This is a genomic window from Candidatus Binatia bacterium (assembly GCA_029243485.1).
GTDB lineage: Bacteria > Desulfobacterota > Binatia > UBA12015 > UBA12015 > VGTG01.
Window position 1 is genome coordinate 63,245 of the sequence record JAQWRY010000032.1, and the last position, 22,704, is coordinate 85,948.

Here is a 22,704-nt window from a genome sequence, read left to right on the forward strand (position 1 = left end):
CCTGAATCGACGCTGACCATCCGGTCAGTATCGGCCGCGCGTCAGGAATGCAAGCGGGGCAGGAGGTTTCCGAGGACCTTGGTGAGGGTCCGGGTCGCGCGGTGGCCGCCCCATCCGAGTCGCGCGATCCGCTGAGCCAGCCGAGGGGACGTGAGCGCGCGGGCGGCGAGCCGTGCTTGGTCCGCGACGCGGGAGAGGTCGAGTCCACTCAGGTCGGGAAGCTCGTCTTGCGCGGTATCGGAGGCGGCACGCACGACGATCGCGGGCACAGACATCGGTAGCGCGACCTCGAGGATTGCCGCGGATTCCATGTCTACGGCGTCTGCGCGGGTCGACGTCCGCAGTGCGGATTTTTCGGTCGGCGTTCGGACCACGCGCTCGACGCTGACGAGGAGGCCGCGCCGCGAACGCCCTTGGGGCAAGTCGGCCGCGGCGATCGCCCGCAGTTCCGGATCGACAGAAAGGGGTGACGATCCCGAGCGCGCGACGTGATCGGGGACGATGACGTCGCCAAGCGCGACCGCCGGGGAAAGACCTCCAGCGAGCCCGGTTGAGACGAGGCATCGGGGAGAGACTGCGTCGATGGCTGCTCGAGCCGTCGCGGCGGCGGCAGCGAGGCCCATGCCGGTCTCCTGGACGACGATGTCGACGTCGGCGACGCGGCCCGACCAGCGACTGCGGCCCGCGTCGTCCCGCACGCGCCGAGGCGTCGTGAGTAGCTTCGCGAGGGGGCCGCACTCGTAGGGGAGGGCGGCGCAGACGAGGACCGGTCCCGAGCGCACGGCCTCCCCATAACACACGCGTCACTCGTTTCCGCGCGACCTCGAGGCTCGACTCCTGTTTGTGTCTCCCGAACGAGAACGGAGGAGACCGAGGATGAAATGGTTCGTAGCGATGGTGATGTTGGTGAGTGTTTCGTTGGTCAACGTCCATCCGGCCGAGGCCGGTCGCCGTTACCGACGCGGAAACTTCTGGGGCGGATTCGCGGCGGGGGTGCTCACCAGCGGGTTGCTAGCGCCGCGCGCGGCCGACCACAGCGCGGTCCTGTTGCCCGAGGTCGTGCACGATCTGAAGTAGGTTGTCGGCCATGTCTTGCGGCCCGTCGGAGCGGTCGCGGAGGTCCTGGCAGCGGATTCCGGAGCCCCAGTGCATCCGGATGTCGGGCCCCGGATCACTCTGGAGACGAAGCTTCAGTTCCCGCCCGAAGTCGTTCCCGAGTCCCAAGGTGAAGAAGGGCAGGATCATCGTGTCTTCGTGGCACTGTTCGATCAGATGGCCCACGCCGGGCCGGGCCGGGCCGAGAACGTAGGGGTCATCGCCTTTCTGGCGAGTTCCCTCCGGATGGATGCCGAGCACCCCACCGGGGGTTGAGAGAGCGTAGGCCATCTGGCTGAGTCCGATGCGGTTCAGCGCGGCCTTCCGGTCGTCGCGGAACATCGGCGGCCACATCGCGTAGCCGCTCATCACCCAGTTCACGAGTGCGCCGGCGGGTTTGTCGTAGAAGAAGTTCGAACGCACCGGGAAGTACAGCCGCTCGATGAAGTTGCCGTGGGTGAACACGGCGCACGCGGCGACATACATGTCGAAGAACGATCGATGGTTCGACACGAGGATGACGCCGCGCTTGGCGCGTAGGCTCGCGAGGTTCTCGAGCCCATAGTTCTGCCACCGTTGGCTGGTCACCCAAGTCACGAAGTTGCGTGGCACGTGGTAGCCGAACGAAGCAGCGAACGTCTTCAGGCGGGGCCACGTATTGATCGCCTCTCCGACCGGAACGGTTACGTGCTCGAAGCCTCGAAGAACGTCTCGCGGGAGGGGCTCGAAAGGGGGAGCGATGTACGCTTCGGATTCGGGCGGTCGCTCAGCCACGTTCGATCTCATCGTTCCCCCAGGTTTCGCGTCTCTACCGAGGCGCCCCGATTCTAGGTGGTCTTTGGTCGGCTAAGAGTCAAGCGGCGGCGTGTTGTTTTTGGGAAGACGGGCATCAAGGCGTCCCGCGACGGGGAACTCGCCGGGGTGTAGGGCGCCCGCGGAGTTGGCAATCGACACGACCACGGTGGTCGAGTCGTCCGGGACGGAGACGCGCCGGATCTCCCCCGACGCGGCGTTCGAGGCGAGTAGAGCAAGGACGTGAGCATGGCGGTGAGGAGCGAGCGTATGGCCCATGCTGTCGTCACGGCGCGCCCTATGGCTTCGACTTGACCGCCCGGGTCTCTCCAGCGGAGCATCCTTGGATGCCACGTAGGGTTTCGGTGAAGAGAGGAGAATCCTCCCCGCACGAAGTCGGTGAAGCGGCCGTCCCTTTAAGGAAATCCGGAGCGGATCCCCGGAGCGACCGCTGCTCGATGACGACGGCGGCCTCGTCGTTGGTTTGCGGCGCCGCGGTGTGCCAGGAATGGTGGCGGGTTCGAGGCCGAGATGAGGAAGGTGGGATACAGGATCATCGCGGCTCTGCTCGGGGTGGCCTGCGCGCTCGTCTTCGCAGAGGTCGCGGTCCGGTTGCTTCTGCCCCCGCCCGAACGGGCGCGGCTGGTTGCAGACTCGGGTCATGCGGAGCGACTCGCCGCAGAGAACGCCGAGCAGAAGCTCCTCCGCGTGGATCGGTCGGTCGACGATCCGAGTGCGGGCGGTGTCCTCTATTTTCACACGCCCACCGGGATGCGGTTCCGGGCCAACACGCGTGCGGTGATCCAGAACCATGGTCTGGGGGGCGGGACCATCGAGGTACGCACCAATTCTCTGGGCTACCGAAATCGCGAGCTTGGGGTGAAGGATCGCCCGCGCGTGTTGTTCGTCGGGGATTCCATAACGTCGCAGGACTATCTCCAAGAAGAACAGACCATCGTTCGCCTCGTCGAGACCCTCTCCGAGTCGACGGATCGGCCGATCGAGACCGTGAACTCCGGGGTCGGTGCCATTGGCATCGGGAACGAACTCGCGATCCTCATGGAAACGGGCTTCTCGGCCGAGCCCGATACGGTGGTGCTCAACTGGTACCTGAACGATGCGCAGGCGTCGGCGGGTATCGAGATCGTCGAGCTGAGCGGGTGGTGGCAGCACAGCAGGTTGGCCGAGCAGCTTCTGGCGAGCCTTTCCGCGCTCGACGTGCAGGATCTGTCGGTGTTCTCCTACGAGGCTGACGCCGCCTGGAAGAAGCAGGCGGCCGAAGCGTTCCCCCCGGCGCAGGGCGACTGGCGCCGTGAGCCGGGCGCTTTCAATCAGAGGATCCAGGCGCTGTTCTTCGACTGGGGAAGCGCCTGGTCCGAGGGGGCATGGGCCCGGATGGCGCCGGTCATCGCGGAGATGAAGCGTCAGTGCGATCTCCACGGAGTCCGGTTTCGGATCGTCGCCTTCCCGGTGCTCGAGCAGATCAATGCGGAGTTCGTCCACGACTATCCGCAGCAGCGCCTCGCGGAGATCGCCCGGGAACTCGACGTGCCGATGCTTGACCTGTTGCCGCTCCTTCGCGAGAAGAGCCGGCAGGTCAATGCGCCGCAACTCCACTGGGATTGGTGCCACCCGAGCCCGGAGGGCAGTGTGGTCATCGCAGGCGCCATCCTGGACTTCCTTCAGCGCGAAGGCGGGTCGACGTAGATCGGGGACGACCACGCTCGCTCGCTCACGGGAGCGAGGCAATCGTCGCCGGCGGGTGTCCCGAACCCACCGTGGCATTGGGTGGTCGCGATCGCGCGCCCCTGCGTATCGAACTCGGTTCGTAGCCCAGCGCCGTTGATCGCCAGCGTCGGTTGCTGCAGCGCGCGTGCGTAATACACCGCACTGCGCTGAGACTCGGCGTACTCGGGGTCTTGGAACTCCACGCGGCAGCCTGCTGGAGCGTCCGGGCAATCGAAACGTCGCCAGGGGTCTTCGATCAACGGAGCGATCGGCTCGCCGGCTCGGCTCTGTGGTCGGATCCTCACGATCTCGATGGCCGTGATCCGGTGACGTTCGTCGCTGGGGTGGTAGCACTCATCGCGGCACAGCGAATGGAGGCGCTTGGCCGAGAGGCTGACCCGCGCCTCGTCGGGACACCCGGGGCGTTGCCGGAACGAGCCGACGGCCCGGACGTCGAAGCGGGGGTTCTCGGAGAGCACGACCTCGCTCCCCATCGGGGAGGGGAGGTCGGGTTTGTTGACGAGATCGAACCACAGCAGGATTCGCGGCCCGGTGGTCCCGTAGACCTCGCGGCGCATCAGCGCATCCCAGATCGCGCGCCGGTCGCGACTGCCGGCATGCACCGCGACCACGCCGCCGGGATACATGAAGCTGGCCTTCCGCTCGGTATCGAAGAGCTCGAAGAGCCGGCTGGGACGAACGGATTGGGGAGTGGTCGCGCTTTCCTGATCGGGGCCGAGCCAACTCCGGACGCGTTCTTCGGTGGTCGCGTCGGTCAGGCCGCGGGAGTCGGTCATGATCGTGCGGTCGTACTGTTTGTAGCCGGTTCCAGGTCGCGACGCGTGGTTGTCGGTGGAGCTGATGAAGCCGAATCGGAACTGGAGCGGGTCACCGGCGTCGTCGCGTTCGTCGAAGTTGGTGACGGCGGCGCCGTATTGGGCGGTCATCCCCGGCCGGAGCGTCATGGCGGGCTTGAAGCAGTCGCGGCATTGATCGCAGTCGAGCCAGTCGGCGCCGCGGGTGTCTGGGAACACGAGGTCGGGACCGACCCCGCCCTCGAGCGCGAATTGCTTTGCTCGTTCGACGCGGCGGTCGCATTCCTCGGGGGGGAGGTCGCCGCAGCGTTCGCGCATGATCTCTCCGGCCCGCCAACAGCAGGGGAGATAGTCCTTCGTTGGCTCGGGGCAGACCCTTCGTCCGTCGTCGCCGACCACGTACTCGGGAACGTCGCGAAACTCTTCGCTGTTCCCGTGGCCCGAACTGATCTCGACGAGTCGCTGTCGGTCGGGGTCGTGTTGCGCACGTGTGAGCTGTGCGTCGAGGCGAGCTCCCGGAGGCGCGTGGATCCCCCAGGCGAGGCCGTGTGGAATCACCAGACTCTCGAGGTTCCATTCGTCGAGCTTGCGGAAGAGGACCTCCGGCGTGGCGGCGGCCTCTTTGCATTCCGCGGGCAGTTCCTTCGTGTCGACGTCGTGGGCGCACGCGGGTGCCTCGGCGAGACGGCCCAGCAAGGACACGAGGTCGGCGTATCGCGGATAGCCGAAGAGGCGTGCACCGGCGGCCGCACCATGCATGACGAACCCGGGCGGTGGGCGCTCTTCCTCGTAGGTCGCGATGTCGATCGACGAGATCGGTCGGGCGGGAAGCTCGTCGTCGGCCGTCCCGGGGAAGAGGATGTTCTTGTGGCCGAAGTGCGTCTCGGGTGTTCGGCCGCTCTGGGTCCACTCCCAGCCGGTAAACGCAACCATGTCGGGGTTCGCGGGATCTCCGGCGAGATCGTTGCATTGCCGGATGCTCTCCTTCGTCTCTTCCCACAGCTGCGGCGTGAGCCCTTCGGCGTGATCGTTGATGGAGAAGAAGTCGAGTCCCGAACAGTAGCGCGCGAAGTCACACGCGTCCGCCGGTGGGTGCGCTCCTTCTCCGTTGAAGATCGGGAGCGAGTAGATGAAGGCATCAGTCGAGAACGTCGAATGGACGTGGAGGTCTCCGAAGAGGATCTGCTTGTTCTTTCGTGCGGTCGGCGACACCGATGCAGGCCGCGCGACGTTCGCCGCGGCTCGCGCTTGGATTCGGTCGCGCTCCGAGATCGTGTCGGGCGACCGGGCCGCGCCGGTAATTTTGCCGGCGCTGGGCGGTTCGGTTGCGCAACCAGCCACGGCGAGTGCAATCAGGACCAACGACATGCGGCGGAGCATGCGCCGACGTCTATCATACGTGGGCCGGCGGATCAGACCGAACGGGAGACGAACGTACCGCGGGGTTCGTGGAATCGAACGGTGAGTAACTCGACACCGATGAGGTACTGCTCGCCGTCCAATCGCCGGAGGTACCCTCTGAGCTTTAGGCCGGAGAGCCGAAGTCGAAGAGAATTTTCACCGCATCGTGATCGCCTTGGTTGTGGGCGTAAAGGAAGGCCTTCCGATAGTCGTCGAGCGGGAAGCGGTGCGAGATAATGGGCGTGACGTCGACCCGCCCCTGTTCGACCAGGTCGAAATAGTGTCGCATGGCGTGCTGGTTCTTGCCCTCGAACTCCTCGTATCCGAAGGCATTCGAGCCGACGAGGTTGATCTCCTTGAAGTAGTGGGGCGACCACTCGAATCGGGCGGGCGTATCGACTCCCGAGAGAACGACGGTGGAGCGGGACCCAGCGATTCGAACCGCGACTTCGATGCTCTCCGCGGTCCCGACAGTGTTGTAGATCACCCGTACACCGCGACTACCGTAGAGCATCGGTAGCGCGGGAATGCCCACGACGGCCGGGAGCACTTCGCGTGCATCCGTGATGTCGGCGAACCGGGAGATGATGTCCTCGGTCGGACGCCAGGGGATGGTCTCGATCGCACCAAGCTGGCGCGCGAGACGCTCCTGGTGCTCGAACCGGGTGATTGCGTAGATGCGGCAGTCGAAGAGCTTGTTCAGGATCTCGATCGCGCAGAGTCCGAGAGTGCCGCACCCGTAGACGACGACGATGTCGCCGCGATTCGGCGGGTTCCGCAGGACGGAGTGGAGGCTCACGGAGAATGGGTCTGCGAGAACGGCTTCATCGTCGCTCACGCCGTCGGGGACGGGGATGGCCATGCTCTCGTGCGCGGGGAGGCGCGGAGCGAAACCGCCCGAGGCGTCGCGGCAGGTGCCGGTGTGGATCCCCGGCGCGAGGCGTCCCCGTTTGAAGTTCACGCACAGTGAGAACTGCCCCTCTTCGCAGGCCTCGCAGATGGGTGTGATTCCGCGGGGGGCGCACGAGAGCCAGGGGTTGAGGGCCACGCGTTGCCCGACCTCCAGACCTTCGACCGCCGAGCCCTTCTCGGCGACCGTCGCCACGACCTCGTGACCGAGCACCTGCGGAAACGTCGTGAACGTGGCGAGCGGCGAGTCGATCCCTTCGAAGTCGATGAAGACCTGCTTGTAGTCGCTTCCGCAGATCCCGCAAAGCCGCGTCTCGAGCACCACCCAGTCCGCGAAGGGCACGCTTGCGTCCGGAACCTCTTCGAGCGAAATGGGCGAGTGCTCTCCCAGGTACGCTTCCTTGTCCGCCTGGGTCTCCTGGATGAGCTGCGTGATCTCCTCGATCTTCACATCGAACACGAGCGCTTTCATCGGTGGTTCACCCCTCTCGGACAAAAAAAGTTGAGAAAACGTCCTGTCAGCGGCACCGGTCGTGGTCAACAGTTGCCCGGAAGGGAAGCGTGGAGGTGTCGAGCTAGTTCGTGCATCAGCAGTGACGGAGACTAGTTCGAACGCTCCTTCTTCCCGCGGAATGGGCGGTTTTCGCGCCGCGGTGCTCCTCGACACCACGCCCGGAATCTGGTGTCGACGAAGCATGACAGTGCTTCCACTCGGTGAATCTAGGCGCTGTCGGAACCGGCCGTTCGGACGAGCGTCCGTCCGATTCATTGGGTCTTTTCGCGTCTCGGCCGGGTTGGGACATGACGCACGTGTTGCCTAGCTCTTAGGGGAATCATGACAGAAGTACGAGAGCAGTCCTCCGAACGCATTGAGCATGCAGCTACAGCTCTCTTCGCAGAGCATGGCTTCGGCGCGGTCGGAGTGCGCGACATCGCGAGGATGGCCGAGGTGCCGGTCAGCGCGATCAGCTACTACTTCGGTTCGAAAGAAGGGCTCTACCGCGAGTGTACGCGCAAGCTCACGCACGAGTTCGTCGGGGAAGCGCGGGAGAGCCTCGACTCGGGCGCGAACTTGAGCGAGTTGCTCGCGCACCACCTCGAGTTCGGGGGCGGCGACTCGCGCTTGATCAAGATGTGGTTGGACATCCAGCTGTCCGGCGAGCCCGACGCGTGCGCGTACTCGAATCGGGAGATCCTCGGCCCGATCTGGGGGATCCTGTCCGAAGCTCTCGAGACCGATGGCGACGTGACGCTGGATCGGAGGCTCGGCGTGCTCTCGTTCTTCGGGGCCGTGATCCTCGGAGCCATCCTCACGGACGATCAGATGGCGTCTCTCACCGAGTCGCCGCCTGCCGCGGCCCGGGAGAAGTGGCGCGACGAGATCCTCGATCGGTTCAAGGGTGCAGGCTTGGTCGTAGAGGCGCTCCAAGTCGCCAAGTAGGTCGCGTCGGCCATCGGGTCCGACCGGACCCCAGGCGCCGATTCCAGCCTTCCCGCAGGGGGAATCCCTCAACCCCGAGTGCCCAGCACTGGCATCCGGCCTCCCGATCCGCGATGCATCAGTATGCCCGCGGACGGACCGCTTCTTTCCCCCAACGAAACCCGGATTCTCGTCGCGCTCGTCGACGGCAAGGAGCGCACGGTCGAGGAGACCGCGGACGCTGCGGGGCTCGATGCCGCGCAGGTTCGTTCCGCGATCGAGAGCCTCAAGGCCCGCGGGTTCGCCGAGCTGACGCAGGAGGACATCGACCGCCTCGCGATGGCCTCGGAGCTCGGCCGACGCTTCGCCGACGTGGGCACCCCGGAGATCTGCATCCTGCGTCGCATCGAGGAGGGGGCGACCACGGTGCCGGGCTGCCAGGACGTTGCCGAGCACGATCGGCGCGCCATCGGCACGGCGTTCGGGTTTCTCAAAAAGAATGGGTACATCGAAGTCGCGGCGGGCGCGGTGTCTGTCGCGGACGGGAAGGGCGCGGATCTCGACAATGCGCTGTCGACCCTCCGTGAACTGGTAAAAGCCGGCGAAGCCGGGCTCGATTGGGACGCGTTGCCCGAGGCGTTCCGCACCCGGTACCAGCCGCGGAAGCGAGGCGGTTCCGACCCGGTCGTCGATCTGCGTGAGACGGTCACCCGGCGCTACCGACTGACGCCGTCCGGTGTTGATGCGGCAGGCCCCGCCGCGAGCGCTCTCGACGCGCCGGCTGCGCTGACGCGCGACATGCTTCGAACCGGGGAGTGGCGCGACATCCTCTCGACCACTGGATTCCGGCCCTACCAGTTCGGTGATCCGCCGGTTCCCGTCGTCGGCCGTCGCGACGCATACCGCGAGTTCCTGGACGTCGTGAAGCAGAAGCTCCTCTCGCTCGGTTTCGAAGAGATGGGCGGGTCCCTGGTCGAGACCGAGTTCTGGGACATGGATGCGTTGTTCCTTCCGCAGTTCCACCCGGCGCGCGAGATTCACGACGTCTACTTCGTCGACGCGGAGGGGGAGGGCTACGCGTCCGAGGAGGGGAAGGCAGACGCCGACACGATCTCTGCCGTCGCTCGGGAGCACGAGGGGGGCGGGCCTTCTGGCTCGCGCGGTTGGGGATACGAGTTCGACCACGTGCGAACGCGTCGTCTCGTACTGCGCTCACAGGGAACCGTGCTCTCCGCTCGCTGGCTCTCGAGACCGGATCTCAAGATCCCAGGCAAGTACTTCGGGATGGCGCGCTGCTTCCGTTACGACACGGTCGACTCGACGCACGCGCCCGACTTTTTCCAGGTCGAGGGCATTGTGGCTTCGGACCGCACGAGCTTCCGCCACCTGCTGGGCCTGCTCGAATTGTTCGCCGTCGAGATCGCCGGCGCCAAGAAGGTGCGATTCGTGCCGGCGTACTTCCCGTTCACGGAACCGTCGGTCGAGATCCACGTCGAGCATCCGGACCTCGGCTGGATGGAGCTCGGCGGGGCCGGCATCTTCCGCCCGGAGGTGACGAACCCGCACGGGGTGGACGTTCCCGTCATCGCCTGGGGCCTCGGCCTCGACCGGATGGCGATGATCGCTCTGGGGATCAAGGACATCCGCGAGCTCTTCACAAACAACATCCCGAACGGGCTCCAGGCTCTGCGTGACCGAGGTGCGTACTAATGCCGACCATCGATGTGAGCCTGTCGGACCTCTGCTCGCTAGTCGGCACCAAGATGACCGTCGATGAACTCGACCACCGCCTCGAGTGGGTGAAGGGTGAGTTGAAGCGCGGCGAGAGCGACGAGGAGCTTCGGGTCGAGCTGCAGGACACGAACCGTCCGGATCTCTGGTGCATCGAAGGCATCGCCCGCCAGATCCGCTTCTCCCTCGAGCAGACCCGCGACTGGCGCGACGACTACGGCTTCTTCGAGCGGCACGCCGCACTCGCCGGCCGGATCGAGGTCGACGCCTCAGTGGAGAAGGTGCGGCCCTACGTCTCCGGCTTCGTCGCGCGCGGTTGGACCGTGGACGACGCCGGGTTGCGGGCCTTCATTCAAGCGCAGGAGACGCTGTCCCAAAACTACGGTCGCAAGCGCGCGACCCTCGCGATCGGCATCTACGACGGCAAGAGCGTCGAGTTCCCGATTTCGTATCGGGCGGTGCCGATGGATGACGCCGCGAGCGCGTTCGTGCCTCTCCCGCCCGCAGGTGAACTGCCCGACGAGGTCCCCGCCGGCCGCTGGAAGGAAGCTTGGACGCCAGGGGAGATCCTGCGCGATCATCCGACGGGCCGAGAGTACCAGTCCGCGATTTCCGGCGACCTCGCCCCGATACTCACCGACGCGCGCGGCGAGGTTCTCTCGTTCCCGCCGATCATCAACTCGGCCTCCCTCGGTCGAGTAGTCGTGGGGATGGATGAGCTGTTCGTCGAGGTCACGGGTGCGACCCTCGATCAAGTGCTGCTGGCGGCGAACATCCTGGCGGCCAACATGCGCGACCGGGGAGCCGAGATTCTCCCGGTGTCCACGCGTTACTCGTACGATACGCCCCGTGGCCGTGACGTGATCGCGCCACACCCGTTGAATGAAAAGCGGGTTCTGGCGCTGCCGCTCGAACGGTTCCGGACGTTGCTAGGTGAGCCGGAGATCGCGGCCGGAGAGGTCGCGTCGGCTTTGCACGCCTATGGCCTCGACGTTCGGTCCGAGAGCGATCACCTCCGAGTCGAGGCGCCGCCCTATCGTGCGGACTACTTGCACGAAGTCGATGCCGTCGAGGACTACGCGATCAGTCGCGGCTACGACACGTTCAGCGCGAAGATGCCTGAGGAGTTCACGGTCGGTCGACTCCTGCCGCTCACGGATCTGGTTGATCGCGCGCGCGATCGTATGATCGGATACGGCTTCGAGGAAGCCATCAGCAACATTCTGACCGCGCCGCACATGCTGCGCACTGCAATGAACCTCACCGACGAGTTCGACGGCATTCCGGGGCTGCACGGTGGCCGTCTCGTGCAGATCGCGAACGTCATGAACGAGAACTACGCCTGTCTGCGGGATTGGGTCCTTCCGTCCTTGCTGGAGGTCGAGAGTCACAGTGCCGGCGCCGTGTATCCCCACTACGTCTTCGAGGCGGGGGAGGTCGCGGTGGTGGACGACCAAGCGGCGCTCGGGTCACGGACCGAACAGCGGATCGGGGCCCTCCTCGCGCACGAGAAGGCGAGCTTCACCGAAGCGCAGTCGTACCTCTACGTCCTTCTCGGTCATCTCGGCATCGAAGGCGTTCGGCTCGAGGCGACGGAGCATCCGAGTTTCCTGCCAGGCCGGGTGGCGACGGTGAACGTGCCCGGTCAGGATCGCCCGGTCGGGCTGCTGGGTGAGCTTCATCCCGAAGTGCTCGCCGGCGATGAGGGCTTCGGGGTTCGTGTACCGTGCGCCGCGTTCGAGCTCTCGTTGGCCCGGTTCGTCGAGGACTGAGTTCACGCCGGCTCGACCGCGACCCCGGTCGCGATGATGTCCTGCTGGGAGAGGGTGCGTCGCTCGCCGGTGATCTGGAACGTGCCCTCGGATCGGATGTCTTCGGAAGACGCGCCGATCCGGACGCGAATCTCGCCGGGCTCGATCGAGAACTGCATCGCACGGTCGAAGAAGGCGAGTTGGCTCATGTCGAGCGTAAAGCGAACTCGACGCTGGTCCCCGGGGTCGAGCGGGATTCGCGCGAATCCGGCAAGCTGCTGAATCGGCCGCGTCACACTGGCAATCGGGTCGGACACGTAGAGCTGAACGACTTCGTCGCTCGACCGTTTGCCCGTGTTGCGGACGACGACCGAGACCTCGAGCGATGCGTCCGCCGCGACGGTCTGCGCCTCGAGCTCAATCTCTCCGTACTCGAACCGTGTGTAGGAGAGCCCGTGGCCGAACGGGAACAGCGGGCTCGCGACCAGGTCGGAGTAGTCCGCCTTGAACCCGATGACGTCTCCGGCACTCCACTTGCGGTTGTAGTACAGCGGCACCTGGCCGACGTTTCGAGGGAGCGTCACCGGCAGTCGTCCCGAGGGGGAGATTTTCCCGAACAGAACGTCGGCGATGGCATTGCCGCCTTCTTCTCCGGGGAGCCAGCATTCGAGAACGGCGGGCACGCATTCCGCGATGCCAGGAAGGGCGAACGCGCGCCCGTTGACCAGAGCGACCACGGTCGGCGTTCCGGTTGCGCGCACTTCGTCGACGAGGCGCTGCTGGAGGCCGGTGAGTCCCAGGTCGGCTGCGTCGCGGAACTCCCCGCTCGTGCATCCGGGCATCAATCCGGAGCGCCCGCCGACGAAGACGACGGCAACGTCGGCGCTGCGTGCGGCTTCAACGGCTTTCGCGATCCCCGTGTCCTTGTCGGATAGGATCCCGCAGCCGCGTTCGTGAACGACCTCGGTCGCCTGCGAGACAGCCGACCGGATGCCCTCGAGCGGCGTCACGGTGGGAGGGAAGAAGGCGCCCGCGCCGAACGAGACCGCGTCCGGGCGGGGCAGAATGCCGCCGGCGTCGTCGTCCGCCGAGCGGTAGATGATCTCGAGGTGCGCCGGGTAGTGGTAGTCCCCCTGAAGGAGGCGAACGTCGTCTGCGCAGGGCCCGAGCACGGCGATTCTGCCGAGGCTCGGAGAGAGTGGCAGGAGCTCACCCTCATTCTTCAAAAGGACGATCGACTTTTGCGCGAGCTCGCGCGCGAGGCTCCGCGCCTCGGGGGTCTGGTAGACCTCGCTCGCGCGTTCCGCGTCGACGTACGGGTTCTCGAACAGTCCGAGAACGAATTTCAGCTTGAGTAGACGGCCGGCGGCTCGGTCGACGTCTTCCATCGACAGCTCGCCGCGTTCGATCAGTCCCGGGATTTCGGAGTAGCAGTCGAGCATCGGTAGCTCGACGTCGAGTCCCGCGCGGAGGGACATCTGCGCGGCCTCGGACTTGTCGGCGGCCACGCGGTGCGAGCTGATCAGGAGGGCGGTCGTGAAGTAGTCGGCGACGACGCATCCGTCGAACCCGAGCTCATCTCGCAAGAGGTCGTTCAGGATTGCGGAGGAGCCACCGCAGGGCAGTCCGTCCACGTCGTTGTACGCGTTCATCACCGAGAGGATTCCCGCGTCCTGGATCATGGCGAGGAAGGGGCGGGCGAAGACTTCCCGGAGTTCCCGTGCGCCGATCTGTGCGGGCTTGTGATTGTGTCCGCCCTCGGAGAGGCCGTAGCCGAGGAAGTGTTTCGCGGTGGCGGCGATGCCCTCGCGGACGTCGGTACCCTGGATTCCCTTCACATAGGCAACGGCCAGGCGACCAGTCAGGTACGGATCCTCTCCGTATGTCTCTTCGAGGCGGCCCCAGCGGGGGTCGCGCGCGATGTCGACGACCGGCGCGAGTGTTTGGCGTGCTCCGACGGCGAGCATTTGGCGACGGATCACGTCGGCCATTCGCTCTAGGAGTTCGGGATCCCAGGTGCTGGCTAGGCCGATGGCCTGTGGGAACTGGTCGGCGTCGCGAGCGGTGAAGCCGGCGGTGCTCTCCTCGTGCACCAGCGCGGGGATGCCGAGTCGGGTTTTCTCGACGAGGAAGCGTTGGATCGCGTTGGCGTAGTTCGCGCTCTCGACGGGCCGGAGGCCCGTCGAGGCTCCGATGCGGGTGACGTGGCCTGCGCCGTCTGCGAGCCGCCGCCGGGCCCGATCCTCTGAGAACGCGCCGTCGGCTGCCAGCGTCGTAGACCAGGCACATCCGAGCTGAGCGACCTTCTCGGGGAGGCTCATCCGAGCGAGCAGGTCCTCGACGCGGCGGTCGGGGGAGAGAGCAGGGTCACGGTATGCAGGGATGCTGACCATGCCATGCCTCTATCCAAAGATGGCCCGCGTTTCGATCACCGGTTGTCACGCCCGCGGCCCAAACGCCGGATTCGGCCGAGTGTTCGTCCCAGGAGTGCCGATGGATCTGGCATGGCTGTTGTGACGTTCAGTCCCTCGTGAACGAAGAGATGAGTGTCCAGAAACGTCCGACCGAGGCGCGAGTGCACTGGCGCGGCATGAGGATGGGCTTCCTCACGGGCGACCTAGAAGAGAAGTCCTTGGCGGAGGCACTCGAAGCGGCGGCTGCGGTGGGGAAAGCCTAGCGTGCCGCCGCTCGCGCGGTTTCGGGAGAACTAGCCTTCGACGGCCGTGACGGATTGGCCGTTTCGAAGCGCGGTGCTGCTCGTGACGACGGCCTCGCCACCGGTGAGGCCGCTCGCGACGCGCGTGCGTCCGTCCCCCCTGCCGGCGACTTCGATGTCAACTCGGCTCGTCTGGCCGCCGACGACGCGCCATACGAAGGACGTTCCGTTCTCCGTGCGGACTGCGGAGTTGGGGATCCAGACGGTCGGAGCTGCGTTGGGCGATGCGGGCTCGGCTTCCTTCGCCAGGAAGGTCACGCGGGCGCTCATGTCGGGTAAGAGGCGATCGTCGGGCTGCTGGATCTGGACCTCCACGCGCAGCGTGCCTTTCTGTCGGTTGACCTGCGGGTAAAGCTTCACGACGCGGGCGTCGTACTTCGCATCCGGGTACGCGTCGGGAGCGACGACGGCGCGGCCACCGAGGGCGACCCGGTTCAAGTCGGCTTCGTTCACGTCGACCTCTGCGCGCATGTCGCTCAAGTTCGCGAGGCGGACGAGGTCGCCCGAGCCGGCGAACCCGCCGGGGACGGCGATCTCGCCGACCTCCTTCAGCTTGGCCAGGACCACTCCTTGGGTCGGTGCGCGTAGAGTCGTGTACTCGAGGTTTACCTGTGCCTGCTCGACTTGAGCCTCGAGCTGGACGACGGTGGCCTGTGCGACGGCTTCCTTGTTCTTCAGGATGTCGAACTCCTGCATCGACAGGATCTTGCCGGTTCGAAGGGCGTCGCCGCGACGTAGCTCCGATTGAGCGAGTCCGAGGTTCGCGTGTGCCACCGAGAGCGCCGCCTCGGCGCTTCGCAGCGCGGCGCGATAGTCCCGGTCGTCGAGCTGGACCAGGGCGTCATTCTCCGAGACGCTCTGGCCCTCTTCAATGAAGTAGCGCTCGATTCGTCCCGGAACGCGGACACCTACGGACACGTAGCGGTCGCCAGTCACGACGTAGCCGGAGCCGGAGAGGCCCGGCAGACCACTCGCCGCGCCGGGCTGGACGACCTTGGCGTACCCGATCTGAACTTCCTCGGCCTCGTTCGTAGCGTACCATCCGAACCCCGCCACGATGACGACCGCGACGATCGCGACGAGGATCCAGATTCGTCGCGCGCCGCTTTTGGGCTTCCGTGTCCGATCCCCCGAGGCGATCTTCAGGGACGCGAGCTCGGAGCTCAGGGGGGTGTTCGGGGGTGTCGACATCAGGCCTTCCGTAGCGCTTCTATCGGAGCGAGTCGCGCTGCGCGCCACGCGGGGCCGAAACCGGAAGCCATGCCGATTGCGAGGGAGAGAACGAGTGCGCCAATCAGGTTCCCGCCGTCGACCGAGACGTGGATCAGGCTCGTCGTGAAGGTTTCGGCGCTCATGGCGACACCGCCGAGCGCAGAGCTCAGGACTTCGGCTGCGATGATCGCGCCGACGGCGCCGAGGAGGAAGCCGATGAGGGCCAGAAAGACGGCCTCGGCTTGGAAAGCCCAGAGGATCGAGCCGCGGGAGAATCCGAGGGCGCGGAGAGTCCCGATCTCGGCGGTCCGCGTCTGCACGGCTGCGTACATCGTATTCGCCGCACCGAAGGAGGCACCGACCCCGGCCAGGATCGCGACGGCGACGACGATGATGTAGAGCGTTCCGGACGCAGTGGACTGCTCGGCGTAGTAGAGCAGCTCTGCCTGTGCATCCAGGGCGTACCGGGGGTCGTCGTCGATCCGGCGCTCGAGCGCGTCCATGTCGGCCTTCGATGCGGCGCGGATTCGGACGCCGGAGAAGGGCATCGTTCGTTTGGCGTCGTTTGCGAGCTCGCGCACGTCGACCCACACCTCGCTCTCGAACGAGGTCGAGTTGGCATCGAAGATTCCGACGACCTTCCACCGGCCGCGCCCGAACTCGATCTCGCTGCCCAGCTCCGCGCCTTCGTATCGGTTTGCGACACCGCGCCCGATGATGGCTTCGCCTGCGCTGGGCTCGAACATCCGCCCGTCGTTGATCTGGACCTGGTGATGGACGTCGAGAGCCACGCGCTCGACCCCGCGCACGAGAACGTTCTCCCGGCCACCGTCACGGGTGCGGAAGAAGGGCTGCACGACGAGCTCGGGCGAGATCATGGGAGCGTTGTCTTCGCCGCGCCGCGCGATGCCGTCCAGGTAGCGCACGGCCTGGAAGGCCTCGAGGGGCATCTGGCTGGATCCGTCGTTGTCCGAGCCTTTGCGAAGGACGATCAGGTTCAGCTCGTGTCCGGTCTCGGTGAACGTACGCTGCATGCTCGAGATCAGCCCCATGAGAAGGGTGCATGCGAGCACGACGAGTGCGATGACGCTCGCCGTGAGGAGGCTCCGCATGGGGCGCGCCCGCACGTTCCGCCAGCTGTAGGAGAGGGGCAGCGTCATCAGAAGATCTCCCGCAGGGCTTCCACGACCGGTTTTCGTGCGGCACCGAACGAGGGAACGACCCCGGCGAGCATGCCGATGAACAGGGAAAGGAACAGTCCCTGCACAAGGACGGGGCCCGTCAGGACGAAGCCCGACATCGGACCGAGATCGCCATTGTCGGCGAAGCTTCGGAGGAAGGTCGTCAATCCGATTGCGAGGAGGAGTCCGAGGATGCCCGCGAGGCTCGAGACGAGAATGGCTTCGCCGAAGAGCGCACCGAAGATCGATCGCCGCGCGAACCCGATCGCCTTCAAGATGGCGATCTCTCCCGAGCGCTCGCGCACGTTCATCGAGGCGGTGTTCGCGGCAATGAAGATGATGCAGAGGGTGACCAGGCCGGTCACGAGGAGGATGATCCGTATGAAGCCCTTCAGAGATCCGAAGAAGTTCGCGAAGAAGCTCTTCTCGGTCTCGGAAGCGGTTTCCGCCTCGCTATTGCGCGACATCTCGTCGACCGTCTGCATAATCGACCCGACGACGGATGGGTCGCTCGCGCGGACCCAGATCGTTCCGACGCTGCCGAGCCCCTCGCCGAACTGGGCTTCCATCGCCTGATCCAGGTACTTCCGATTGAACCAGAAGTTTGGCGCTTGCGGGTCCTCGACCACGCCCACCAACCGAAACTCGAGATCAGCGGGCCAGATCGTGCTGGTGAGCGCGACTCGGTCGCCGATCTCCCAGTCGTACTTGTCCATGAGCTGGCGGCCGACGATCGCTCCGTCGCGGTACTTCACTAGATCCGCGAAGTGCTCGGGTTCGACTGGATAGTCCGGGTAGACGGCCGCGAGGTGCTCGGCTTCGACCGCGAAGTTCGGAAACGTGACCTTGCCATTCTCTTCGAAGGCGCCGCCGTACCAGACCATCCCGACCGCAGCGTCGACGCCCTTGACCGCGCGCACCTTGCGCGCGAACGACTCGGGCATCGAGTAGACGAGGCCGGCTTTGTGGTGGACCGAGATCCGAACGTCGCTGGCCGCGCTATCGAGGATCCGGTCGAGTGCGGCGGGCATCGTGAGCAGAAGGCACACGAGGACGACGGCGAGGGTGATCGCGCCCGCGGTGAACGTGGTGCGCAGCTTGTTGCGCAGGAGATTCGCGATGACGAGGCGGGTGTAGCTCATCGCGGCCCGCCGATGCTCGCCGTGAGTGCGTCGGAGGCCCGCTTCGCGGCGTCCGGGTCGAGAAGGAGTCCCTTGTCGAGATGGTGTGCTTCGTCCACGAAGCGCAGCGCCCGCGGGTCGTGCGTGACCATGACCACCGTCTTGCCGAAGCCGTTCTTCAGCGTACGGAGGAGGTCGAGGATGGTCTCGGCGTTCTTGGCGTCGAGGTCTCCCGTCGGTTCGTCGGCGACGATCAGGTCCGGGTCCGTGACGATCGCGCGCGCGATCGCGACGCGTTGCTGTTCCCCACCCGAGAGTGTCGCGGGGAAGTGCTCGAGCCGGTCATCGAGACCGACGACGCGAAGGGCCGTCTGTGCGCGTTCCTTTCGTTCTGCCTTTCCGAGATCCGTCAGCAATAGAGGGAGGGCGACGTTCTCCAGCGCGGAGAGCACCGGCATCAGGTTGAAGAACTGGAAGATCAGCCCGACATGATGCGCGCGCCATCGCGCGAGTTCGTCCTCGCTCAAGGCGGGTAGGGCTTGTCCGCCGACGACCACCTCGCCTCTCGAGGGATGGTCGATCCCCGAGATGAGGTTCAAGAGAGTGGACTTCCCGGAGCCGGACGGACCCATGAGGGCGACGAAGCGCCCGGCCGGGATTGAGAGGCTCACGTCGTCGAGCGCGTGGATCTCATCGGCGCCCCGCACGTAGTGGCGCGAAACGTTGCGAACTTCGATCAGCGAGTGGTTCGCCATGGGCTCTACTTCGTTTTCTCGTAGGTGCCGATCAGCTTAGCTTCCCCTACGACATGGCCCTCCATTGCCTTCTCGAGCGCGCGCGCGGGCGCGATTCCGAGATCAGCGAGGGTCGTGGACAGGGCGTACAGTTTGAAGACGTAGCGATGGCGTCCGATGGGTGGGCACGGTCCGGCCCAGCCGGCGCGCTTCCAGTCGTTACCGCCTTGCCGCGTACCGTCGGGGAGCGCTTCGGTCGCGACATCCCGCTGCAGCCCCGTCGCTGCGCCGGAGATATCGTAGAGGACCCAGTGTACCCAGGTCCGCGTCGGCGCGGCGGGATCCGGAACGTCGGGGTCCTCGACGATCAACACGAACGACTTTGTCCCCGCGGGAGTGCCCGACCAAGAGAGCTCGGGGGACACGTCGATCCCCTGACACGTGTACTCCCGGGGAATGGCGCCGTTCGCTTCGAACGCCTTGCTGGCCAGCGAAAAGGAGCGTGCCGGCGAAACGAGGACGAAGAGGAGGAGGCCCGTGAGCAGGATCCTTCGCATCCAGGATCCTACGGCGTCACGGCGCGCCGGTCCAGAGCCGCGCCCTCTCCGCGACCGTTTGACAGGCTGATCAGAGTCGCGTTGTTGGGCACGATGAGCGCGAAACGAACGTGGGTGGTCGGATGGGCGGCGGCGTTGGTTGCCGGACTGATCCTGGCGGGCTCGTCTCCGCGAGCGATGGCCGAGGCCGGATGCACTCTGTACGCGCAGGACACGTTTCCCTACGGAATGGTGTGGTGGCGCGTCGGCGGGGACGGGGGACGGGCCCCCGGTATCAAGGGCTTCCCGGAGGGTCGAACCGCGTACCTCATCACCGGTGTCCGTCCCGACGGGGTTCTCGTCCAGAACCGTGAAGCGCGCTATCCGCGGGTGCTCGGCTGGAAGGTCGTCGGGCGCAGTGAGATCTCGCTCGACGGCAGGAAGACCTGGCAGTCGGGCTGTGCGGCGAAGTGACCCCGCGTCGGATGAACCCGTCGGAGGAGACGGTTAGGGTGATCCGTGATGGCTGAGCCTTCCGTTCCTGGCGTGGTCCGCATCGGGCTGGTCCAGATGCAGTGCGAGGAAGACCCCGAGCGCAACCTCGCCGAGGCGCTCGCGCGGATCGCGGAAGCGAAGGAGCTCGGCGCGAAGATCGTCTGTCTGCCCGAGCTGTTTCGCTCGCGCTACTTCTGTCAGACCGAAGATCACGACAAGTTCGATCTCGCAGAGCCCATTCCGGGGCCGACGAGTGACGCGCTCGCCGCAGCCGCGCGGAAACACGAAGTCGTCCTGATCGGCTCCATCTTCGAGCGTCGCGCAGCGGGCGTCTACCACAACTCCGCGTGCGTCTACGATGCCGATGGCAGCCTCGTTGGGCTGTATCGAAAGATGCACATCCCCGACGATCCGCTCTACCACGAGAAGTTCTACTTCACGCCGGGTGATCTGGGATTTCGAGCCTTCCCGACGCGCTACGGAAAGATCGGCGTTCTGGTCTGTTGGGACCAATGGTTTCCCGAGGCGGCGCGGCTGACTGCGCTGCAAGGGGCCGAGATCCTCTTCTATCCAACCGCCATCGGGTGGCACGACGAAGAGAAGGCCGAGCATGGCGACGGTCAGCACGACGCGTGGCAGACCGTGCAACGCGGGCACGCGGTGGCCAACGGCGTCTACGTGGCGGCGCCGAATCGCGTGGGCCAGGAAGGTACGGTTGAATTCTGGGGCGGGTCGTTCGTCTCGGGACCCTTCGGGGACGTGATGGCGACGGCGGGGCACGAGTCTGCGGAGGTTCTCATCGCGGATTGCGATCTGGCTCGCGTTGAAGAGGTGCGTCGGCACTGGCCGTTCTTGCGCGACCGACGGGTGGACGCCTACCGGGGCATCACCCGCCACTTCCTCGATGACTGACGAGATGGCGGCCGACACGCCACGCGGCCTGGGCTATCGATGGCCGGCGGAGTGGGAGCCCCACGACGCGACCTGGCTCGCCTGGCCGCACAAGGAAGACTCGTGGCCCGGAAAGATGGGTCGCATCCCGCCGGTGTTCGTCGAGATGGTGCGCGCGCTCGTTACCGGGGAGGACGTCCGCATTCTCGTGCGGTCCGACCGTGAGGGCCACGCAGTCCGGGAAAGGCTTCTCACGGCGTCGGTCGATTGCGCACGTGTGGAGTTCCTCGCCGTCCCTACAGATGATGCTTGGATACGGGATCACGGTCCGGTGTTCGTCACGCATCCCGACCAGCCGGCCGCCGTCGTCGATTGGGACTACAACGCCTGGGGAGGGAAGTATCCGCCGTGGGACCTCGACGTCCGCGTTGCGTCCAAAGTCGCCACGCACCTGGGCCTCCGCCGGTTCGACGCGGGCATGATCCTGGAGGGCGGTTCGATCGATGGCGACGGGGAAGGGACGATCCTCACGACAGAGTCCTGTCTGCTCCACCCGAACCGCAATCCGGCCCTCGACCGAGAGGCGATCGAGGACCGACTCCGTGTGCACCTCGGGGCCGAGAAGATCCTCTGGCTCGGAGACGGAATCGTCGGTGACGACACCGACGGCCATGTCGACGACCTCACCCGCTTCGTGGGGCCCGGGACGGTCGTGACGGTCGTGGAAGAGGACGAATCGGACGCGAACTTCGAAGCGTTGTCGAACAACCGCCACCGCCTCGAGTCGATGACGGATGCCCGAGGCCGCCGGCTCACCGTGACGGCCCTCCCGATGCCACGAGCGGTATTCGAAGGGGAGGACCGGCTGCCGGCGAGCTACGCGAACTTCTACATCGGAAACGCGGTCGTTCTCGTCCCGACGTTCGGTGACCCTGCCGACGAGCGCGCGCTCGAGATTTTCACGGCCTGCTTCCCATCGCGTCGGATCGTTGGGATTGATGCGCGCGATCTCGTGTGGGGCCTGGGCGCGTTCCACTGCCTGACGCAGCAACAGCCTGCGTGAGGGCTCGGCAGACGGCCCTAGGCGCGGAGCCTTCGGTGGTTGGTCTTGATCTTCGGCGGACACGGAAGCTTCTGTTGATCTCGGCCGGTCGCGGGAGCCGATAGTGGCTGCCGTGCTCGTATCGGGGACATCAGCCCGCGTCTCGGAGTCGGGCCGGCCCAGTTGCGGAGAGGTCGCATCCCTTGTGTGGCGCAACGGGGGACTCTTCGAGCGGGATCAGCGGAGGGGACGCTTGGGGTACGCGGGTGATGCCGCCCGGCGAGCGGGGTGAACTCGGGAGGAGGGCGGGGTCGTGAGGGCGAGGCCTCCAGGCGAGCGGATTGCGCTCGGATCGAAGGGGGGGCGCCCACGCGAGCCGTCGGCCTTCCCGAGCCGGGTCACCTTCGTGCCCGGTTCGCAGCACCCGCGAATGAAACCTGTCCGTGAAGACCTTCCCCTTGCGTCCCATGAGCTTGTTGAGCGCCTCCGAAGCCCAGGACGATCGGCGCGGGGTTCCGGAAGTGCCGGCAAACCCGGCCTCAGCGATCAGCCAGTCCGCACCTTCTGCACCTCGCTCGGATAGGAAGGCATCGACGGCGGGAGTCCCACGAACGCGCCGGAACTACGGCCGCTCTTGGTTGGCGAAGCGCCCTTTGTAGATCGCCGAGCCCTCGCACCGCTGCAGGATGATCTGGCAGAGCCGGGTTCCGGCGTGGATCGACAGCGGCCGTCCCGCGAGATTGGAGATCTCGAGCACCTGGCGGTTGCTGATGCCCGGGCTCAGGAAGCCGGCCGTGACGTGAATCATCAGTCCGAGTCGTGCGAAGCGGGACCGACCTTCGAGCCAGCCCGCGATGTTCCCGGGCAGGGTGATTCGCTCACGCGTGATGCCGTGGATCGTCTCGCCGGGGGCCAGCGTGTAGGGGCCGCTCATCTTCTCGGAGCGGCTGAAGTCGCGGTAGTCGGCGTCGTCGTTGACGTCGATGACGGGCGGGCCGCCGTCGAGGATTCGGATCTCGTCGTCGAGATGCAGATCGATCGAGGCCGGGCCGACGTGGTCGCGGTTCAGAGGCTCGACCACGACACGTCCCGCGTCGATCTCGGCCAGGATCTCGTCGCGGGTGAGGATCATGC

20 protein-coding genes are annotated in these 22,704 nt (G+C 66.0%); 9 read left to right on the plus strand and 11 right to left on the minus strand.

All coding sequences use genetic code 11. The annotated features are described in order from the left end of the window. Positions 1-41: 41 nt before the first annotated feature. Entirely contained in the window at positions 42-782 is a 741-nt protein-coding gene (locus tag P8R42_10710) for a hypothetical protein (protein ID MDG2305108.1), read from the minus strand. 94 nt (positions 783-876) lie between these two features. On the opposite strand from P8R42_10710, the gene P8R42_10715 reads away from it, so the two are divergent. Next, positions 877-1,077: a hypothetical protein gene (locus P8R42_10715; GenBank protein ID MDG2305109.1), complete on the plus strand. Its 201-nt coding sequence runs from the start codon at positions 877-879 to the stop codon at positions 1,075-1,077. On the opposite strand, the gene P8R42_10720 is transcribed toward P8R42_10715, so the two are convergent. Next, positions 1,012-1,869, minus strand: coding sequence for a lysophospholipid acyltransferase family protein (locus P8R42_10720; GenBank protein MDG2305110.1), 858 nt, complete (start codon positions 1,867-1,869; stop codon positions 1,012-1,014). The two genes, P8R42_10715 and P8R42_10720, sit on opposite strands and share 66 nt — an antisense overlap. Before the next feature lie 549 nt (positions 1,870-2,418). Between P8R42_10720 and P8R42_10725 the strand changes: the two genes are divergently transcribed. Further along, positions 2,419-3,594 (plus strand): hypothetical protein, encoded by a 1,176-nt coding sequence (locus P8R42_10725; GenBank protein MDG2305111.1) that lies wholly within the window; start codon positions 2,419-2,421, stop codon positions 3,592-3,594. Here the strand turns inward: P8R42_10725 and P8R42_10730 are convergent. Together P8R42_10730 and P8R42_10735 are read right to left on the minus strand one after the other, a co-directional pair. Next, positions 3,570-5,810 carry a DUF3604 domain-containing protein gene (locus P8R42_10730; GenBank protein ID MDG2305112.1) on the minus strand — a complete coding sequence of 747 codons (2,241 nt, stop codon included), beginning with the start codon at positions 5,808-5,810 and terminating at the stop codon, positions 3,570-3,572. The two genes, P8R42_10725 and P8R42_10730, sit on opposite strands and share 25 nt — an antisense overlap. A gap of 145 nt (positions 5,811-5,955) precedes the next feature. Next, on the minus strand, positions 5,956-7,212 hold the full coding sequence (locus P8R42_10735) for an alcohol dehydrogenase catalytic domain-containing protein (GenBank protein ID MDG2305113.1): 1,257 nt from the start codon (positions 7,210-7,212) through the stop codon (positions 5,956-5,958). Positions 7,213-7,575: 363 nt separating this feature from the next. Between P8R42_10735 and P8R42_10740 the strand changes: the two genes are divergently transcribed. The 3 genes from P8R42_10740 (at position 7,576) to pheT (ending at position 11,663) form a co-directional block, all read left to right on the plus strand. Further along, positions 7,576-8,181, plus strand: a complete 606-nt coding sequence (locus tag P8R42_10740) for a TetR family transcriptional regulator (GenBank protein MDG2305114.1) — start codon at positions 7,576-7,578, stop codon at positions 8,179-8,181. Positions 8,182-8,304: 123 nt separating this feature from the next. Then, positions 8,305-9,870 carry a phenylalanine--tRNA ligase subunit alpha gene (locus P8R42_10745; GenBank protein ID MDG2305115.1) on the plus strand — a complete coding sequence of 522 codons (1,566 nt, stop codon included), beginning with the start codon at positions 8,305-8,307 and terminating at the stop codon, positions 9,868-9,870. Continuing rightward, positions 9,870-11,663, plus strand: a complete 1,794-nt coding sequence (pheT, locus tag P8R42_10750; GenBank protein ID MDG2305116.1) for a phenylalanine--tRNA ligase subunit beta — start codon at positions 9,870-9,872, stop codon at positions 11,661-11,663. Before P8R42_10745 ends, pheT begins: the two co-directional genes overlap by 1 nt. Positions 11,664-11,665: 2 nt before the next feature. Here pheT and P8R42_10755 read toward each other — a convergent pair whose 3' ends face one another. Continuing rightward, positions 11,666-14,035 carry a glycoside hydrolase family 3 N-terminal domain-containing protein gene (locus tag P8R42_10755; GenBank protein MDG2305117.1) on the minus strand — a complete coding sequence of 790 codons (2,370 nt, stop codon included), beginning with the start codon at positions 14,033-14,035 and terminating at the stop codon, positions 11,666-11,668. Positions 14,036-14,184: 149 nt separating this feature from the next. Here P8R42_10755 and P8R42_10760 point away from each other — a divergent pair, with 149 nt between their 5' ends. Further along, positions 14,185-14,319: a hypothetical protein gene (locus P8R42_10760; protein ID MDG2305118.1), complete on the plus strand. Its 135-nt coding sequence runs from the start codon at positions 14,185-14,187 to the stop codon at positions 14,317-14,319. 30 nt (positions 14,320-14,349) lie between these two features. Here the strand turns inward: P8R42_10760 and P8R42_10765 are convergent, their stop codons facing one another. From P8R42_10765 to P8R42_10785, 5 genes are read right to left on the minus strand one after another with little or no spacing between them, the layout of a single operon-like run. Further along, positions 14,350-15,549: an efflux RND transporter periplasmic adaptor subunit gene (locus P8R42_10765; GenBank protein MDG2305119.1), complete on the minus strand. Its 1,200-nt coding sequence runs from the start codon at positions 15,547-15,549 to the stop codon at positions 14,350-14,352. Further along, positions 15,549-16,730, minus strand: coding sequence for an ABC transporter permease (locus tag P8R42_10770; protein MDG2305120.1), 1,182 nt, complete (start codon positions 16,728-16,730; stop codon positions 15,549-15,551). Before P8R42_10770 ends, P8R42_10765 begins: the two co-directional genes overlap by 1 nt. Further along, positions 16,730-17,893, minus strand: coding sequence for an FtsX-like permease family protein (locus P8R42_10775; GenBank protein ID MDG2305121.1), 1,164 nt, complete (start codon positions 17,891-17,893; stop codon positions 16,730-16,732). The genes P8R42_10770 and P8R42_10775 overlap by 1 nt, the downstream gene beginning before the upstream one ends. Then, on the minus strand, positions 17,890-18,627 hold the full coding sequence (locus P8R42_10780) for an ABC transporter ATP-binding protein (GenBank protein MDG2305122.1): 738 nt from the start codon (positions 18,625-18,627) through the stop codon (positions 17,890-17,892). Before P8R42_10780 ends, P8R42_10775 begins: the two co-directional genes overlap by 4 nt. Positions 18,628-18,632: 5 nt before the next feature. Further along, entirely contained in the window at positions 18,633-19,163 is a 531-nt protein-coding gene (locus tag P8R42_10785) for a YbhB/YbcL family Raf kinase inhibitor-like protein (GenBank protein ID MDG2305123.1), read from the minus strand. 93 nt (positions 19,164-19,256) lie between these two features. On the opposite strand from P8R42_10785, the gene P8R42_10790 reads away from it, so the two are divergent. The 3 genes from P8R42_10790 to P8R42_10800 are packed head-to-tail and all read left to right on the plus strand — an operon-like array spanning position 19,257 to position 21,591. Next, a complete protein-coding gene (locus P8R42_10790; protein ID MDG2305124.1) occupies positions 19,257-19,616 on the plus strand; it encodes a hypothetical protein in 360 nt (119 codons plus the stop codon). 48 nt (positions 19,617-19,664) lie between these two features. Then, positions 19,665-20,549: a carbon-nitrogen hydrolase gene (locus P8R42_10795; protein MDG2305125.1), complete on the plus strand. Its 885-nt coding sequence runs from the start codon at positions 19,665-19,667 to the stop codon at positions 20,547-20,549. Further along, the gene (locus P8R42_10800; protein MDG2305126.1) at positions 20,542-21,591 is read left to right on the plus strand and encodes an agmatine deiminase family protein; all 1,050 of its coding nucleotides are present in this window, start codon (positions 20,542-20,544) and stop codon (positions 21,589-21,591) included. The genes P8R42_10795 and P8R42_10800 overlap by 8 nt, the downstream gene beginning before the upstream one ends. A gap of 601 nt (positions 21,592-22,192) precedes the next feature. Here P8R42_10800 and dcd read toward each other — a convergent pair. Beyond that, positions 22,193-22,702, minus strand: a complete 510-nt coding sequence (gene dcd / locus P8R42_10805; protein ID MDG2305127.1) for a dCTP deaminase — start codon at positions 22,700-22,702, stop codon at positions 22,193-22,195. Positions 22,703-22,704 lie beyond the last annotated feature (2 nt).

Bases quoted from the DNA above. Each gene is read 5' to 3' on its own strand.
- P8R42_10775 (MDG2305121.1), bottom strand. From the start codon at position 17,893: ATGAGCTACACCCGCCTCGTCATCGCGAATCTCCTGCGCAACAAGCTG.
- P8R42_10735 (MDG2305113.1), bottom strand. From the start codon at position 7,212: ATGAAAGCGCTCGTGTTCGATGTGAAGATCGAGGAGATCACGCAGCTC.
- P8R42_10800 (MDG2305126.1), top strand. From the start codon at position 20,542: ATGACTGACGAGATGGCGGCCGACACGCCACGCGGCCTGGGCTATCGA.
- P8R42_10725 (MDG2305111.1), top strand. From the start codon at position 2,419: ATGAGGAAGGTGGGATACAGGATCATCGCGGCTCTGCTCGGGGTGGCC.
- P8R42_10765 (MDG2305119.1), bottom strand. From the start codon at position 15,549: ATGTCGACACCCCCGAACACCCCCCTGAGCTCCGAGCTCGCGTCCCTG.
- P8R42_10715 (MDG2305109.1), top strand. From the start codon at position 877: ATGAAATGGTTCGTAGCGATGGTGATGTTGGTGAGTGTTTCGTTGGTC.
- P8R42_10790 (MDG2305124.1), top strand. From the start codon at position 19,257: ATGAGCGCGAAACGAACGTGGGTGGTCGGATGGGCGGCGGCGTTGGTT.
- P8R42_10745 (MDG2305115.1), top strand. From the start codon at position 8,305: ATGCCCGCGGACGGACCGCTTCTTTCCCCCAACGAAACCCGGATTCTC.
- P8R42_10780 (MDG2305122.1), bottom strand. From the start codon at position 18,627: ATGGCGAACCACTCGCTGATCGAAGTTCGCAACGTTTCGCGCCACTAC.
- P8R42_10755 (MDG2305117.1), bottom strand. From the start codon at position 14,035: ATGGTCAGCATCCCTGCATACCGTGACCCTGCTCTCTCCCCCGACCGC.
- P8R42_10730 (MDG2305112.1), bottom strand. From the start codon at position 5,810: ATGCTCCGCCGCATGTCGTTGGTCCTGATTGCACTCGCCGTGGCTGGT.
- P8R42_10760 (MDG2305118.1), top strand. From the start codon at position 14,185: ATGAGTGTCCAGAAACGTCCGACCGAGGCGCGAGTGCACTGGCGCGGC.
- dcd (MDG2305127.1), bottom strand. From the start codon at position 22,702: ATGATCCTCACCCGCGACGAGATCCTGGCCGAGATCGACGCGGGACGT.
- P8R42_10785 (MDG2305123.1), bottom strand. From the start codon at position 19,163: ATGCGAAGGATCCTGCTCACGGGCCTCCTCCTCTTCGTCCTCGTTTCG.
- pheT (MDG2305116.1), top strand. From the start codon at position 9,870: ATGCCGACCATCGATGTGAGCCTGTCGGACCTCTGCTCGCTAGTCGGC.
- P8R42_10795 (MDG2305125.1), top strand. From the start codon at position 19,665: ATGGCTGAGCCTTCCGTTCCTGGCGTGGTCCGCATCGGGCTGGTCCAG.
- P8R42_10770 (MDG2305120.1), bottom strand. From the start codon at position 16,730: ATGACGCTGCCCCTCTCCTACAGCTGGCGGAACGTGCGGGCGCGCCCC.
- P8R42_10740 (MDG2305114.1), top strand. From the start codon at position 7,576: ATGACAGAAGTACGAGAGCAGTCCTCCGAACGCATTGAGCATGCAGCT.